Genomic DNA, 16,452 nt, shown 5'->3' with positions numbered 1-16,452 from the left:
AATCATTTCCCCTTTATTTTAATATTTTCCTGTGCTTCTGCCTTTAATCGATGTTTGGCAGAATCATAGATATGATAATTTGTTTTCCCGCTTTCATAAAGTTCATTCTTCTTACGGTCGTATTTCATTTTGTAGACAGGTGATTCTTTTTTTAGATTATGAATCCCTATCCCGCTTACAATCCCTGCGGCCAAGCCAGTGATCCAATCTTTTTTGCTCATCGTGTCTGACTTTCTAACTGGATAGATTTCAAGGCTTTTCTTCTTTTCATTAGGTAATAGGAGAGAGCAAGGGCACCATATATGCCTCGCCAGCCTTCTTCGTTAATCTTCTTTTCTCCTTCATGGGTGCCCTGTTTGAAAGAATAGGTCACGTCAACCAGCGATGAAGTCAGTTTCCTGGAGGATTCCCCGATATCTCCAACGATATAGAATAGAGGGCTTAGAGCTCTGATCTTTTCATTGACGTCTGAAAGTGTATCGTTACTGTTGTGTAAAACGTTTGATGTTTCTTTCATGACAGAGTCCAGCTGATCAGGAAGCTGATCAACGGTTTTGCGGACTCCTCCAAGTACATTAGCCAGATTGTTTAAAGCTTTAATTAGAAAAATGGATACGATCGCAAAAGCGATACCGATGATTAATACTCCTATTCCTAGATAATCCATTAGTAAAACCTCGCTTTCCTACTTTGTTTTTTTGGATTTGAGCCTTAAGTATAGCTCGATGGCTGCATCTCCCCATCGCATCGCCTTGGCGACTCGGTCATCAGACTGATCGGATGCATGAGCGACGCTTTCAGCCATTCCTTGGAGAGTATTGTTGACGTTCCCCATTGTGGATCCCATATGGTTGAGCGAATCAACAAACCCATTGAGGGATTGAGTCTTTTGTTGAACATCATCAGCAATCGTATTGGTCTTCTTCAATAGACTTTCAGATTCTGTTGTGATGCCCTGCATCTGTCCCTCTACTTTTTCAAGCGTCTTCGAGACACTGCTCATTGTACTTGATGCTGCTTTTAACGTTTTAACGACGAAAATTGCGATAAATGCGAAAGCGATCGCAATAATGAGTAAACTGATTCCCGCTAATGACATTACCATTCACCTCTTTATTCGTTTAGTTTGCTATACCACTAACCCTTTTGAATGAAACACAAAACCTATGAGACTATTTTCCTTTATCTGTCACCTCAGGTCATCCATAATTTGTAAAAAAATAAAGTGGCAAATTTTTGTATTCAAACAGGTTTAACAAGATTGATTTGGTGATAACGCTTACAATAGCTGAGATTATTCCAATAATAACCTAGAATACAAAATTTTCAGATTTTAGACAAAAACCGACAAAACTTTTCAGAAAATTTATTGGATTTATAATTGTAAAAGGACTACTGTGATTTTATGATAAGGATAAGAGACATCACAGTATGTCAAATTTTATAGAAATATAATCCATAGAGGAGTGGTGGCGTGGTCAATGATACAACACTAGAACATGACATTTATTTATTTCATCAGGGAAACCTCCGATACAGTTATAAGCTTCTCGGAGCACATCAAGACACTCAGAATGGAGAAGAAGGAATCCGTTTTGCGGTCTGGGCCCCGCATGCCAAGCAAGTAAGCGTTGTTGGTAATTTCAATCAATGGGATGGAAGAGAGCATCCGATGGAAAAAATCAACGATAACGGTATTTGGATGACGTTCATTCCTAACCTTGATCAAGGAACCATTTATAAGTATGAAATTTTGACCCCTCACGGTCACCTGCGCTTGAAAGCAGACCCTTATGCTTTTTCAAGTGAGTTACGCCCCGAGACGGCCTCTGTGGTCCACCCGCTGGACAATTATACATGGAGTGATGATGAATGGATGAGAGAACGCAAGGCGAAAAATCCCTACGAATCGCCAATGTCCATTTATGAGATTCACTTAGGTTCATGGAAATACATTGAACCGGAAGTCTTCTATAATTTCCGTGAATATGCCGATATGGTCATTCCATACGTCAAAAACCTCGGTTATACACATATCGAACTTCTCCCCATCATGGAACACCCTTTTGATCGGTCCTGGGGATACCAAATTACCGGCTATTATTCCGTAACGGCACGATATGGATCACCGGATGACTTTAAATATTTCGTTGACCAGTGCCACCAAAACGGCCTCGGTGTCATTTTAGACTGGGTCCCTGGACACTTTTGTAAAGATGAACACGGTTTAAGACGTTTTGATGGTGAAGCTCTGTATGAATATGAGAACCCTAGCAAAGCAGAAAAGACCCAGTGGGGCACGTTAACCTTTGATTTTGGTAGAAATGAGGTTCAGAGTTTCTTAACTTCAAACGCAATCTACTGGCTGAAAGAGTATCACCTCGACGGACTTCGTGTAGATGCCGTTGCGAGCATGCTCTACCTTGACTTCGGTAAAGAAGAAGGCGAATGGGAGCTGAATGAATACGGCGGAAGAGAGAACCTTGAAGCTGTCGAGTTCATCAAGAAAATGAACGAAGCCATATTTGAGGAGATCCCAGATACCTTAATGATGGCTGAAGAGTCGACATCCTGGCCATTAGTCAGTGCTCCGACCTATATAGGAGGACTTGGCTTTAACTATAAATGGAATATGGGATGGATGAATGACATGCTCAAGTACATTGAAATGGATCCCATACATCGGAAGTACCACCATAATTTGATTACTTTTTCACTTATGTATGCCTACTCTGAAAATTTTGTATTACCGATTTCTCATGATGAAGTCGTTCATGGTAAGAAATCGTTATTAAATAAAATGCCAGGAGATTATTGGCAGAAATTTGCAAACTTAAGGGCGTTTCTTGCCTATATGTATGCTCACCCTGGTAAAAAACTTCTATTTATGGGAGGTGAATTCGGTCAATTCGATGAGTGGAAGGATTTAGAGGATCTAGACTGGGAACTGTTGGATTACGACTCTCACAACAACACGTTGAATTACGTTAAACAGCTGCATCAATTCTATAGAGATACGCCAGCTTTATGGGAGTTGGATCACAAGGAAGAAGGATTCTTCTGGATCGATCCTAATAACTATGAGCAAAGCATTGTTTCATTTGCACGCAATAGTCGGACTTCAAACGATCAACTACTTGTCGTTTGTAATTTTACACCTCAAGTTTACCACGACTATAAAGTAGGGGTGCCGAAACATGGCTCATACAAAGAAATATTCTCGAGCGATGCGGAACAATACGGAGGTTCAGGGCAAACAAACGGATTGCCTTTACACACGATCCCTGAGCCTTGGCAAGGGCAAGATCAGCATATAACCATGACGATTCCCCCGCTCGGTGTGAGCTTCTTGAAGAGAACTTCAGTATCTAAGGAGGAGAATCATGAAAAATAAACAGTGTGTAGCGATGCTTTTAGCTGGTGGACAAGGAACCAGACTGAAATCACTAACCAAACAAATAGCAAAACCTGCCGTATACTTTGGCGGCAAGTACAGAATCATCGATTTTCCACTAAGTAACTGCGCTAATTCTGGTATTGATACAGTAGGTGTACTAACTCAGTATGAACCGCTGATCCTCAATGATTATATTGGAATTGGGGACACGTGGGATCTAGACCGTAAATTTGGCGGGGTATCCGTACTTCCACCGTTTATGCAGGCCGAAGGTGGGGGCTGGTACACAGGTACAGCCAACGCGATATACCGTAACCTAAAATTCTTAAATCAATATGATCCTGAACACGTTCTTGTCTTATCAGGCGATCATATTTACAAAATGGACTATAGCGAAATGCTCGATTACCATATCGGCTCTGGAGCGGACGCGACCATCTCCGTCATTGAAGTTCCATGGGAAGATGCCAGTCGTTTTGGCATCATGAACACGGACGAGGGCGGCCGTATTGTCGAATTTGATGAAAAACCTGAAAAACCGAAGAGCAACCTGGCATCGATGGGTGTCTATATTTTCCGCTGGGATGTGTTGAAGCAGTACTTGATCGAAGATGCGGAAAAAGAAGATTCCTCTCATGACTTTGGGAAAGATATTATCCCTGCTCTTCTTTACGACTATAAAAAACTGATGGCTTTCACGTTTGAAGGCTACTGGAAAGACGTTGGGACAGTAGATAGCCTTTGGGAAGCCAATATGGACCTGTTAAAAAAAGAACCGGAATTGAACCTTAATGATCATAAGTGGCGCATGTATTCAAAAAATCCTAACCAGCCGCCGCAATATATCGCTCCACAGGCAACGGTGAATAATGCGTTGATCAACGAAGGGTGCCGCATATACGGAACCGTCGATACATCAATTATTTTTTACGGTGTACAAGTCGGTGAATCTTCCGTTGTAAAAGATTCAGTCATTATGCCTGATGTGAAGATTGGTAAAAACGTTAAAATCCATCGTGCGATTATTGCAAAAGGTACAGTAGTCGAAGATGGCGCAGTCATTGGCGATCCATCACCAGACAGTGAGATTACCCTTGTAGCCGAACAAGGAAGTGTACTTGCAAGCAGCTACGCAACTAACAGTTAAGAGGAGGATTCCATGGACCGTATAGCAGGAATTATCAATTTAGACCACGAACAAGATGTATTAGATGAGCTGACTTATTTCCGGTGCGGAGCTGCTGTTCCTTTTGCAGGCCGCTATCGGATGATTGATTTTGCAATCTCTAACATGACAAACGCTAGAATCGAATCAGTGGCTGTTTTTGCTCGCCGTAAATATCGTTCACTGATGGACCATCTGGAACAAGGTAAAGCGTGGGATCTGGACCGTAAATTCGGAGGATTGTTCATCCTTCCTCCAGACTGGAACGATCCAACGGATATTTCACGAGGCGACTTGCAGCATTTTCATAACAATATCGATTTTATCAACCGCACACTAGCTAATTATATCCTGGTTACAGGGTCTCAAAATATTTGTAACATCAACTACCAGGACGTCCTAGCTGAGCACAAAGAATCAGGGGCTGATGTGACGGTCATCTATACGAAAGTCGATGAGCTGTACCCTGAACACGATCGTGCCCATAAATTGGATATTGATGAGAACAATAGAGTCACAGCGATTCACAACGATCAGCATAACTCAAATGTCTATATGGATATGTATATCATCGATAAAAATGTGCTGCATAACTTGATTGATGAATGTATTGCTCATGGCTGTACTCACTTTTTCCTTGATGGAATTAAAGGCAACCTGCCGGATATCAATATTAATGCCTATGAATATACAGGAGGGCACGCCTTAATTAACTCCGTCGAGAGCTACTACCGCAATAGCTCTAAGCTTTTGGACCCGGAAGAGCAGGAAAGGTTCTTCAAAGAAGATAACCCAATCTACACGAAAGTGAAAAACGAAGCCCCTTCTAAATATTTGACTACTTCTAACGTAACGAACACGCTCGTTGCCAATGGATGTATCATTGAAGGGCATGTGGAGGACAGTATCTTGTTTAGAGGTGTGAAAATAGCTGAAGGAGCTGTCGTTAAAAACTCTATCATCATGCAGCGTTGCGAAATTGATAGTAATGCTGTGCTGGAGAACGTCATTTTAGATAAAGATTGCTCGATTTCTGAAGGACGCACGTTAATTGGTGCACCTGAGAAGCCGTACGTAGTTCCAAAACGAAAAACAATGTGATGGGATCCTTATAATAAGGTCTCCATGAACGAAGATAAAGGGACTGTCCGAACCGATTTTCTGGCAGTCCTTTTATCTTACTAGAGTTTAGTGATGTGTTGCACATAATTAAAGGAGTGAGAAATAGTGAACGTATTGATGATTGGATCAGAATGTACCCCTTTTATTAAAACAGGAGGACTTGCCGATGTATTGGGATCTCTGCCGCAAGCTCTCAAGGAGCAGGGAGTGGATGTCCGCGTTGTTCTTCCAAAGTATGAAAATATGGATGACCATTGGAAAATGCAATTGACCCACCTGGATGAACTGAACGTGAAGATGGGATGGCGGAACCAATATGCTGGCGTGGAATATATCGAATACGAAGGAATACCAGTCTACTTTATTGACAACGAGTATTATTTCAAACGATCAAACCTGTATGGATATGATGACGAAGCCGAACGATTCGTCTTTTTCAACAGAGCAATTATGGAGATGGTTGTTGGTATGGACTGGCGTCCTGACGTCCTTCACTGTCATGACTGGCAAACGGGATTGATTCCTGCTTTTCTACATACACATTATAAAGATGTAGAGAAACTTCAAGGAGTAAAGACCGTTTTCACGATTCATAACTTAAAATATCAAGGCGTTTTCGCACGATCCGTATTACATGATTTGATGGACTACGATGAGGGTATGTTTAGAGATGACACCTTCGAATTTTTTGGTGACATTAATTTCATGAAAGGTGCCCTGAATTTCTCAGATTTTATTACGACTGTAAGTGAAACTTATGCAAATGAGATTCAAACACCTTATTTTGGGGAAAACCTAGACGGAGTTCTAAGAAAACGCTCCAATGAGTTAATTGGAATCGTCAATGGGATCAATGATCAGAATTATAATCCTTTAAAGGACGAAGCTCTTGCGTTTCCTTACCGCACTTCCCTGATCAAAAAGGCGCAAAACAAAACGTGGCTACAGGAGCAATTAGGATTACCGGTAAGGAAAGATGTACCTATGATTGGCATCGTTTCCAGACTTGTAGAACAAAAAGGGTTCGATCTTATCGGACGTGTCATTGATGACCTTTTGTCCCATGATGATGTGCAAGTCGTATTGCTTGGTACAGGAGAATATCAATATGAACAGATGCTGCAATGGGCTCAGGATAGACATCCAGATAAAATGTCTACGAATATCCGATTCTCTGAACCTTTCTCCCGTCAAATCTACGCGGCAAGTGACTTCTTCCTCATGCCTTCTAGATTCGAACCATGTGGTATCGGACAATTGATTGCTCTAAGATATCTAGCTGCTCCGATTGTTCGTGAAACAGGAGGACTTGCAGATACAGTTATTCCTTTCAATGAGGAGACTGGTGAGGGAAATGGATTCACTTTTGAGAATTACAACGCTCATGACATGCTCTATACAATCCGACGAGGAATCGAATTCTATCATGAACCTGCTGCTTGGCAAAAACTATTGAAAAATATTTGCAAGAGTAAGTTCACATGGAAGGACTCTGCGGATCAGTACATGGATTTATATGAATCTATGTTTCAATAGCAGAGGTGATAGGAGGAAATCATAATGGTGATGTTCAGTGACAAAGAGGAATTTAAGCAGGCGTTTACATCAAAGATTGAAACAGAGCTGGGAAAGACAATTGAAACGGCAACGGAGTTTGACTCTTATCGGGCACTTGGAGCACTGGTGAAGGATAGGGTCAGCGAGAATTGGCTGAATACCGAACGCTACTACAAGGAGAATAAGACAAAGCAAGTCTATTATTTCTCTATGGAATTTTTGATGGGACGTCTACTAGGGAACAATTTGCTTAATATGAAGCTTCTTTCACTCGTAGATGAAGGCTTGAAAGATTTGGGGTTATCCTTGTCTGAGCTTGAAGAGGAGGAAAATGACCCGGGCCTTGGTAATGGTGGGTTAGGACGCTTAGCGGCTTGTTTTTTAGATTCGCTGGCTTCCTTGGAGTTGGCTGGACATGGTTATGGCATGCGGTACAAGTATGGCATGTTTGATCAGCGCATAATCGATGGGGAGCAAGTCGAGCTTCCTGATTATTGGCTGTCCAAAGATTTTATTTGGGAGGTTCGCCGACCGGAAGACTCTATCGATGTGAAATTTGGAGGTTACGTGTACTCCGACAAAGATGCTGATGGGAATTTAAATTTCAAATACAAAGATTATGAGCAAGTAAGTGCTGTCCCTTACGATGTTCCTGTTGTTGGCTACAATAATGAGACAGTCAATACGCTTCGCTTATGGTCAGCCGAACCCACAGCCGAAGATACGCTGGCAAGAGCTGAGAATGAAAAAGAATTCGGACATTTTTTAAATCATAAGCGATCTTTAGAGTCGATTTCCGAGTTCTTGTACCCAGACGATTCCAACGAGGAAGGAAAACGTCTGCGGCTCAAGCAGGAGTATTTTCTAGTATCTGCTGGAGTTCAGTCGGTCGTTCGATCGTTTGAAGCATTAGAGCTGCCATGGTCGTCATTCCCTGATCAAGTGGCTCTTCATATTAACGATACTCACCCAGCTTTAGTCATTCCGGAATTAATGCGCATTTTGATGGATGAAAAAGGGGTCGGATGGGAAGAGGCATGGGATATTACGCAATCCTCCGTTTCTTATACGAACCATACGACGTTAAGTGAAGCGCTTGAATCATGGCCGGTGGAGATGGTTCGTTCCTTGCTGCCACGCATTTTTATGATCATAGATGAAATCAATGAGCGGTTCTGTCAGGAATTGTGGCGTACGTATCCTGGTGACTTTGATCGGATTGCTGACCTTGCCATCGTAGCAGACGGCCAAGTAAAAATGGCTCACCTTTCAATTGTCGGAAGCCACAGTGTAAATGGTGTGGCAAGACTCCATACGGAAATTTTAAAGAAACGTGAAATGAAAAGATTTTATGATACATTCCCAGAACGTTTTAACAATAAAACAAATGGAATCACACATAGAAGATGGCTGATGCATGCGAATCAACCGCTGGCTTCGGCAATTACGGAGGCCATTGGAGACAAATGGATCGAACAGCCTAAATTGTTGAATAATCTCTTAGATAAGAAAGACGATTTAGCCTTTTTGGATCGTTTGGATGACATTAAACAAAAGAACAAGCTGGAACTTGCTGACTGGGTTCACCAGACCCAGGGGATTGCTGTTGACCCGAATTCTATTTTTGATGTCCATATTAAACGTCTTCACGGATATAAGCGACAATTGCTTAATGCCCTTCATATCATGCATTTATATAACGAATTAAAGTCGCATCCAACGATGGATATGGTCCCAAGAACCTTTTTCTTCGGTGCAAAAGCTGCATCCAGTTATTATTTTGCTAAGAAAGTCATTCAGCTCATTAACCGGATTGCTCATGTAATCAACAACGATCCGGACGTCAACGACAAAATAAAAGTAGTATTCTTACCGAACTATTCTGTATCCATTGCCGAACGGGTCATTCCTGCAAGTAATGTCAGTGAACAGATCTCGACAGCGAGTAAGGAAGCTTCGGGAACAGGGAATATGAAATTTATGATGAATGGTGCGGTCACTGTCGGTACGATGGACGGCGCAAATGTGGAAATTCACGAGCTTGTCGGAGACGATAACATTTATACATTTGGATTAAGCTCTGACGAAGTGCTGGAATATTACCGCAACGGCGGTTATTCATCCAAGCAGATTTATGATCAGGATGAACGTGTCCGTCATACACTGGATCAATTAATTCACTACAGTCCTTTTTCAAAAGGGGAAACACAGTTTCAGGATATCTATGACGCTCTCGTCCACCACAATGACGAATATTTTGTCCTGAAAGATTTTGCTGATTATATCCTTGCGCAAAAACGTATCAGTCAGGATTTTGAGAAAAAACGCCAATGGAATTTAAAGAGTCTTATAAACATCGCTCAATCTGGTAAATTCTCAAGCGACCGTACGATTCAAGAATATGCATCAGATATATGGAAAATCCAAAAGGTTCGTACGTTAAAGTGATGGTTTAGGGGGTCTTCAAGTGAGACAAAAGGATGTTTATCACAACAGTTTTGAACAATCATATAGAGAGCCTTTCGGTGCAGCGCCGAAAGGTTCTAATGTTACATTAACGATTGATGTTCACAACCACTTTCGAGTATCTCATGTCATGCTGCATTATATCTTGGATCGTACAGATGATGAGCGCATCAAAGAGATGGACTTATACAGTGAAGAACATCATTATAACTCCTATGAAACGACCATAAAAATGCCAGACGACCCACAGTTGATCTGGTATTTCTTTCAAATTATCTTAGAAGACGGAACGATGTATTATGGCCGGGAAAATATTTTTGAAAGCGGCGAGGGAAAAGTCTATGATCATATTCCTCCATCCTGGCAAATTACGGTCTACGACCACAAATATGAAACCCCGGATTGGTTTAAAAATGCCACCATGTATCAAATCTTTCCAGATCGTTTTTACGCAGCAGGTGAGATTGATTCATCCAAAGCCCCAAAAACAAGCCTCATGCACTCCCATTGGGAGAATGATCCCATCTATATTAGAAATGAAAGAGGAGAAGTCATTCGGTGGGATTTCTTCGGAGGCAACCTTCGAGGCATTATTGAAAAATTGGATTATATCCAATCCCTGGGTGTGACCGTCATCTACTTGAATCCAATTTTTGAAGCCGAAAGTAACCACAGGTATGATACAGGGGATTATCATACGGTAGACCGGCTGCTGGGTAGTAAGGAAGATTTAGAGCAGCTGATTAAAGAAGCGGCTGACCGTGATATAGAAATTATGCTTGATGGTGTCTTCAGCCATACAGGCAGCAACAGTATTTATTTTAATCGAGAAGGACAGTACGATTCTCTAGGAGCCTATCAATCGAAAGAATCTCGCTATTACCCCTGGTATAAATTTTATAATTATCCAGATGATTATGAAGCGTGGTGGGGTGTAGGCACATTGCCGACACTGAATAAGGAGAATCAAGACTACCAGAATTTCCTGATCCATAATGAAGATAGTGTCATCAAAACGTGGCAAAAGTCAGGAATGAAGCACTGGAGATTGGACGTTGCCGACGAGCTGACAGATGATTTGATCAGTCAGCTTAATACACAACTGAAAAAGCATGATCCATCGAGTGTTTTACTAGGGGAAGTGTGGGAGGATGCTTCCAATAAGACTTCCTACGGTAAGCGACGTGATTACTTCTTGGGCGGTGTGCTTGATTCTGTCATGAATTATCCGTTAAGAAAGATCATGCTTGATTTTATTAAAGGTGATATTGATGCCCATTATGTAGATCGTCGTCTCACGACATTATCCGAGCATTATCCAAAGCAGTATTTCTATGCGCTTATGAATATGCTGTCCAGTCACGATGTAGAGCGTATCAAAACGATGCTTGAAGGGTATTTGCCGGATCATTATTCCCAAAAACATAAAGCTGATCTTGTTGACCGCCAAGTGAGGGCACTTAGCTTATGGCTTTATGCATTTCCGGGTGTGCCGTCTCTCTACTATGGTGACGAGGCAGGAGTAACAGGAGGGGCTGATCCGGATAACCGCAAGCCTTATCCATGGGATAGGGAGGACCAGGACCTTTTAACATGGTATAAAAAAATAGGTAAATGGCGCAGAGAGCATAACGCGCTGCGTACCGGGCACTGGAAATCCTTCGCTTTTCATGGAGATATCTACGGATTTGAACGCTGGATAACCAATGGCGTAGATGCGTTTGGAGAAAAGGTATCCGACGAGCAGCTCATCTATTTGATGAACCGGAACCATCATGAAAAGATCAGTGTCAGCCTTGACGTCTCAAAAGGAAAGTGGCAGCACTTGGAAAACAAGAGAAGGATTTTCAAAGCTAAAAAAGGAAATCTTTCTTTAGATTTAGAGCCTGGTGAAAGCATGCTGCTTAGGCATATGCAATAACATCGAGGAGGCATCATTGTGGGATTTTTAGATGGATTGATGGGAAATGCCAGTAAGGTTGATATAGAAAAACTTGAAAAACAGCTTGAAGAAGTCCTGATCGAAGGAGAAAAAATTCAAAGCGGTTACAAAGTTCTTCGAGATTCCTTCATCTTTACTGATAAACGGCTAATACTGGTCGATAAGCAAGGAATGACAGGAAAGAAAGTGGAATACCATTCGATTCCATATAAAAGTGTGACTCATTTCAGTGTAGAGACTGCTGGGAGTTTTGATTTGGATTCTGAATTGAAAATATGGCTCTCGGGTTCGAGTGAGCCTATAGGGAAACTCTTCAAAAAGGATAGTCCGATAGAGGACGTACAAAGGACTTTAGCGGAAAATGTACTATAAATGCTATATCTAAACGTATTGCCCCACAGGTCAGAGGATCTGTTGGGGCTTTTTGTTTGTTCAGATTAGTAGTTGCACCTTCATTGAAGATTTAATTTAAGCGCTTGACTCTTTTGTCCCTTGAAATAAATCAAAAAATCATCCAATATAATAAATAGATTTTAAGAATAGTAAAAATATTAATGAAAGCGTTACCAAATAGGAGGGCATGAGATGAAGCTTGAATTGACTCAAAAGCAAACGACCGGTTTATTCATGACAACTGAAGTTCGTCAAGCAATTTCATTACTCCAGTATTCTGCGATGGATGTATGGGACTATGTACAAGAAGAGATGCTGAATAATCCGCTGCTGGCTGTGGAGGAAAGGGATTTTTCTGATTCTTACAGTTCTCGTGGTCGCAGTCACATAGGAGACACATTAAATAACGTGGTTGAATTTTACCCATGTAATGAGAAAGGCTGGAGAGAGAAACTGTTTGATCAAATCAAATGGCAGCTGAATTCAGAAGAAGATTATGAAGTCATGCAGTATCTTGTTTTAAATTTGAATGATCGAGGGTTTTTACCAATAGACGTAAACGAAATTTCTAAGTCATTAAACGTGCCATCATCAGCCGTTACGGATAATCTCGAACATCTCAAAGACTACGAGTCCATAGGATTGGGATCAGCCGGTACAAGAGATTATCTAATCTATCAAATCAAGCAGCAGTACCCTCAGGAGGGTCTGCTCATGCAGCTTGTGGCGTACCATCTGGACGATATAGCAAACCGCAGATGGAATCATTTATCAAGACAGTTAAGTGTTTCTCAATCGGATATAAAACAAGCGTTTACCTTATTAAAAAAGCTTCGTCCTCATCCCTATATTGATTCAATCAAGCAGCCGGTAAAATACATGGTTGCAGACATTATTGTAAAAAAAGAAGGGAACGACTATCTCCTGACAGATTCAAATTCACCTCTATCTTCGATTCGTATCGATTCCTCCTATGCCAGCCTGAAGAAGGACGCTAAAGCTGAATCGTTTCTAAATGACTGCTATAAAAACGCTAATTGGCTGATCCGAAGTATTGAGCAGAGGCGTCAAACGATTCTTAAAGTAGCTAAAGTCATCGTAAAGGAGCAAACAGCTTTTTTAGAAGGGGGACCGTTGCACCCTCTCACCTATAAGCAGGTTGCTGAACAGATTGACATGCATGAATCCACTGTCAGCAGGGCGGTATCGAATAAAGTCATGCAGACTTCCCGTGGTGTTTTTGAAATGAAGTATTTCTTCACTACAGGGCTTTCGCAAAATGACTCGACGATTTCTTCCACCCAAGTGAAGAATCATATCCAAGACTTGATCGATCATGAGGACAAAAGCAAGCCGCTCTCCGATCAAAAACTTGCTCAAGTATTGAAGAAAGACTATGATATTGAAATATCCAGAAGAACAGTGGCAAAGTACAGAGAAAGCTTACAAATTCCTTCTTCTTCTAAACGAAAGGAATGAGCCAAAAGCACTTATATGCATTCTGTAGATTAATGGTTTCCAAAAAAGGGGATAGACCAATACAGAATGCAATATGAGGAGGCGGATGGTTCGTGAAGAGGTTAATTACTTATATAAAAGAGTTAGTAGAGGAATTTCAAAAAGATAATATACCGATTTTAGGCGCTGCCCAAGCGTATTACTACTTATTAGCGGTTGTTCCTATGTTAATTTTGCTATTATCTATTCTTCCCTATTTAAATATAGATGCAGACTCGGCTGTACAAACCATGGGACGGGTTCTGCCGGATAATACAGCAGAAATATTCCGTGAAAATATCGTTAGTATCGTAGAGCAGCCCAAAGGCGGATTGTTGACGATTGGTATTCTTGGTACTCTCTGGTCAGCTTCAAACGGAGTAAATGCATTCATTCAGTCTGCCAACCAGGCCTATAACGTTGAAGAAACAAGGTCATTCATAAAGGTAAGGCTGATGGCGATTGTTTTGACTCTTGGGATGATCCTGGCGATCGTTGTAGCTTTGCTACTTCCGGTCTTTGGTGATGTAATTATTAATTTTATCAATAATGCAGTCAACCTCCCTGACCAAACGGTTATTCTCTTCCAAGTGCTCAGATGGGCAATCAGTGTGCTTGTGATTGGTGCTATATTAATGGCGCTTTATCATTACGCTCCAAATAAGAATATACCTTTCAAGCATATTCTCCCAGGAGCGATCATTACGGCGTTCTTGTGGCAGCTCATTTCTCTTGCTTTTTCTTTTTACGTCAGTAACTTCGGTAATTTCTCGGCCACCTACGGAAGTTTAGGAGGTATCATTATCCTCATGTTGTGGTTCTTCTTGACGGGCATCATTCTTATGATCGGTGCAGAAATCAACGTTATTTATCATCGAAAGCACGGTGGAGATAAACAAAAAGCCGCCTAAATAGAAAAAGGAACTTCCAAGAATGCAGGAAGTTCCTTTTTGTTTTTACTAACAAGCTGTGTTTCATATTTGTTTTTAAGACTGAAGTTTCAACTGAACAGTAACGCTTATTCAACAAATTACCATGTTTGAAGACTCGGTGTTGGGACAACTTGGGTTCTTCCTTTTAAAAGAGTCAGGGTTGGCTGGAAAATAACTCGCTTTCCTGCGGGGGAACTGGCAAGCGTCCTCGTTCGCTTCGCTCTCTGTGGGGTATCGCCTCGCTCCTTCTCCCGCGGGAGTCTCGTCATTTTCCAGCCAACCCTGGTGTCAATAGTCTAACGAACCCTTTTGGAATCGAGTTTCAGAATCCAGAAGGAGGCTTTATTGAGTTACTCTGAATGTTGGGAATCCCCCCTCGAAGCCTTCTCTTATGGTATTAACAAGTGTGCTTCTGAGATGGAGAATGAATCTTAGATGTTTTTCCTACTTCCTCATAATGGTGTTTCCGTTCTCCATTTAACGTGAAGGTGGTCTAAGAATTGTGAGACTCCTGCGGGAATGGTATGGCTGGCAAGACCCCACAGGTTGGCAAACCGAGGAGGCTTGCCGCCATCCCCGCGGAAAGCGAGCGATTTCTTCGACCACCTCTTCTGGTACTTGGTAACGGAAACAGAACTACTCAAAATAGTGAGTTAACTTGAATCTTAATTTTTCTCTAAGACACCATTACGTCAGAGACACATGATATTTTTCTAGTAAATGAGTAAGTGTCGGCCGTTCATTTCCATCTCTGCCAATGGTAGGAATCGCGGTGATCATTGAATTAAGCACAGCTTCCTCTGTCGCTTCACTGATTGCCCGAAAAGCCTCATCAATCTCTTCCTCATGGATAAAGGAAGCATTCAAAAGAGCACCCTTTTGTTCATGAGGTATTCTGGTAGCGGTCGAAAAACCAATGACTACTTCACCGCTACCTGTTGTAATCATCGAGCCTGTCCGGGATAATCCAGTCACCGATCGTTTGATGATCCGGTTCAGCTGCCGTTCAGTCACCGGTAAATCCGTTGCCACAATAACCATGACAGATCCCTTGTCGCGTTCTTCCTTTGCCTCAGTGAGATGATGAGCTAGTTCTCTTCCAACGGGCTTTCCATTTACGGTTAAGTCACTCAATAATCCAAAGTTTGTCAAAACCAAAACCCCTAATGTATAAACGCCGTGATTCAAATCGATCAAACGTGAGGAAGAGCCGATTCCTCCTTTCATAGAATAACAGAGCATTCCGGCACCGGCGCCTTTGCAGCCCTCTTCAAAGTCAAGGGACGTTTGGTCGAGCACGGAATGGACGTGATTTTTATCTACAGATTGAGCACGGATATCATTCAGTACCATATCATTGCACTCTCCCACCACTGGATTGACGGTTCCTGTCGTTCTGCCAATCTCGGGATTTCGTTCTAACATATATTCGATGAGGCTCTCGGCAGCGGTTCCGATACTTAGTGTATTGGTCAAAACAATTGGAGTTTCAAGTGTGCCGAGCTCCTGCATTTGAATTGTTCCCATTGTCTTTCCGAACCCATTGATCACATGACTTGATGCTACTAACTTTTCACGGAACACATTTCCCTGATGGGGAAGAATAGCTGTGACTCCTGTCTGAGAGTCCCCGTCTTTTAAAGTATGATGGCCTACTGTCACTCCTTCTACATCTGTAATTTTATTGCGCTCACCCGGTTTTAACCGGCCGATAGTTACACCGTAATCTCTAATACGTTTCATTTTTATTCCCTCCATATCTACTTACATTATTTCTGAGTATCTAAAGAGATGTCCTTCCTTCTATTAAAAATGTATGATCATGCATTAACGTTCGTTTTTTATGCAAAAAGTCTATGATTTTATCTTTTAGAAGGTTATTATTCTGTTTTTATACAAAAAATTTAAAAAAAATCCATACGTTTTATGGTTGCGCTTACATGATTGGAGTACAAGAGTTGAAGGCTGTCTTTAATTGTTT

Annotated in this window: 14 protein-coding genes; 9 read left to right on the top strand and 5 right to left on the bottom strand. The window is 41.6% G+C overall.

All coding sequences use genetic code 11. The annotated features are described in order from the left end of the window. Positions 1-2: 2 nt before the first annotated feature. The 3 genes from ACRYKC_RS01255 to ACRYKC_RS01245 are packed head-to-tail and all read right to left on the bottom strand — an operon-like array spanning position 3 to position 1,099. Positions 3-221, bottom strand: coding sequence for a hypothetical protein (locus ACRYKC_RS01255; protein ID WP_433804833.1), 219 nt, complete (start codon positions 219-221; stop codon positions 3-5). Then, on the bottom strand, positions 218-667 hold the full coding sequence (locus ACRYKC_RS01250) for a DUF948 domain-containing protein (protein ID WP_433804832.1): 450 nt from the start codon (positions 665-667) through the stop codon (positions 218-220). The genes ACRYKC_RS01255 and ACRYKC_RS01250 overlap by 4 nt, the downstream gene beginning before the upstream one ends. Positions 668-685: 18 nt before the next feature. Next, positions 686-1,099 carry a DUF948 domain-containing protein gene (locus tag ACRYKC_RS01245; protein WP_433804831.1) on the bottom strand — a complete coding sequence of 138 codons (414 nt, stop codon included), beginning with the start codon at positions 1,097-1,099 and terminating at the stop codon, positions 686-688. 375 nt (positions 1,100-1,474) lie between these two features. Between ACRYKC_RS01245 and glgB the strand changes: the two genes are divergently transcribed. The 9 genes from glgB (at position 1,475) to ACRYKC_RS01200 (ending at position 14,450) form a co-directional block, all read left to right on the top strand. Next, entirely contained in the window at positions 1,475-3,394 is a 1,920-nt protein-coding gene (glgB, locus tag ACRYKC_RS01240) for a 1,4-alpha-glucan branching protein GlgB (protein ID WP_433804830.1), read from the top strand. Next, positions 3,384-4,544 carry a glucose-1-phosphate adenylyltransferase gene (locus ACRYKC_RS01235; RefSeq protein WP_433804829.1) on the top strand — a complete coding sequence of 387 codons (1,161 nt, stop codon included), beginning with the start codon at positions 3,384-3,386 and terminating at the stop codon, positions 4,542-4,544. Before glgB ends, ACRYKC_RS01235 begins: the two co-directional genes overlap by 11 nt. Positions 4,545-4,556: 12 nt before the next feature. Beyond that, positions 4,557-5,663: a glucose-1-phosphate adenylyltransferase subunit GlgD gene (gene glgD, locus ACRYKC_RS01230; protein ID WP_433804828.1), complete on the top strand. Its 1,107-nt coding sequence runs from the start codon at positions 4,557-4,559 to the stop codon at positions 5,661-5,663. 126 nt (positions 5,664-5,789) lie between these two features. Beyond that, positions 5,790-7,220, top strand: coding sequence for a glycogen synthase GlgA (gene glgA, locus ACRYKC_RS01225; protein WP_433804827.1), 1,431 nt, complete (start codon positions 5,790-5,792; stop codon positions 7,218-7,220). A 30-nt stretch (positions 7,221-7,250) separates the two neighbouring features. Then, positions 7,251-9,689 (top strand): glycogen/starch/alpha-glucan phosphorylase, encoded by a 2,439-nt coding sequence (locus ACRYKC_RS01220; protein WP_433805114.1) that lies wholly within the window; start codon positions 7,251-7,253, stop codon positions 9,687-9,689. A gap of 19 nt (positions 9,690-9,708) precedes the next feature. Beyond that, the gene (locus ACRYKC_RS01215) at positions 9,709-11,628 is read left to right on the top strand and encodes a glycoside hydrolase family 13 protein (RefSeq protein ID WP_433804826.1); all 1,920 of its coding nucleotides are present in this window, start codon (positions 9,709-9,711) and stop codon (positions 11,626-11,628) included. A gap of 18 nt (positions 11,629-11,646) precedes the next feature. Next, complete coding sequence (locus ACRYKC_RS01210; protein WP_433804825.1) at positions 11,647-12,021, top strand: PH domain-containing protein; 375 nt, start codon at positions 11,647-11,649, stop codon at positions 12,019-12,021. A 213-nt stretch (positions 12,022-12,234) separates the two neighbouring features. Continuing rightward, positions 12,235-13,521, top strand: coding sequence for an RNA polymerase factor sigma-54 (gene rpoN / locus ACRYKC_RS01205; protein WP_433804824.1), 1,287 nt, complete (start codon positions 12,235-12,237; stop codon positions 13,519-13,521). Positions 13,522-13,613: 92 nt separating this feature from the next. Beyond that, the gene (locus tag ACRYKC_RS01200) at positions 13,614-14,450 is read left to right on the top strand and encodes a YihY/virulence factor BrkB family protein (protein WP_433804823.1); all 837 of its coding nucleotides are present in this window, start codon (positions 13,614-13,616) and stop codon (positions 14,448-14,450) included. A gap of 473 nt (positions 14,451-14,923) precedes the next feature. Here ACRYKC_RS01200 and ACRYKC_RS01195 read toward each other — a convergent pair whose 3' ends face one another. Together ACRYKC_RS01195 and ACRYKC_RS01190 are read right to left on the bottom strand one after the other, a co-directional pair. Continuing rightward, the gene (locus tag ACRYKC_RS01195) at positions 14,924-15,115 is read right to left on the bottom strand and encodes a hypothetical protein (protein WP_433804822.1); all 192 of its coding nucleotides are present in this window, start codon (positions 15,113-15,115) and stop codon (positions 14,924-14,926) included. A 43-nt stretch (positions 15,116-15,158) separates the two neighbouring features. Next, positions 15,159-16,214 carry a DmpA family aminopeptidase gene (locus tag ACRYKC_RS01190; RefSeq protein WP_433804821.1) on the bottom strand — a complete coding sequence of 352 codons (1,056 nt, stop codon included), beginning with the start codon at positions 16,212-16,214 and terminating at the stop codon, positions 15,159-15,161. Between the last annotated feature and the right edge of the window lie 238 nt (positions 16,215-16,452).

This window comes from Halobacillus sp. A1-3 (assembly GCF_050971765.1).
Taxonomy (GTDB): Bacteria; Bacillota; Bacilli; order Bacillales; family Halobacillaceae; genus Halobacillus; species Halobacillus mangrovi_B.
This window is presented reverse-complemented; position numbering and strand designations above follow the sequence as displayed.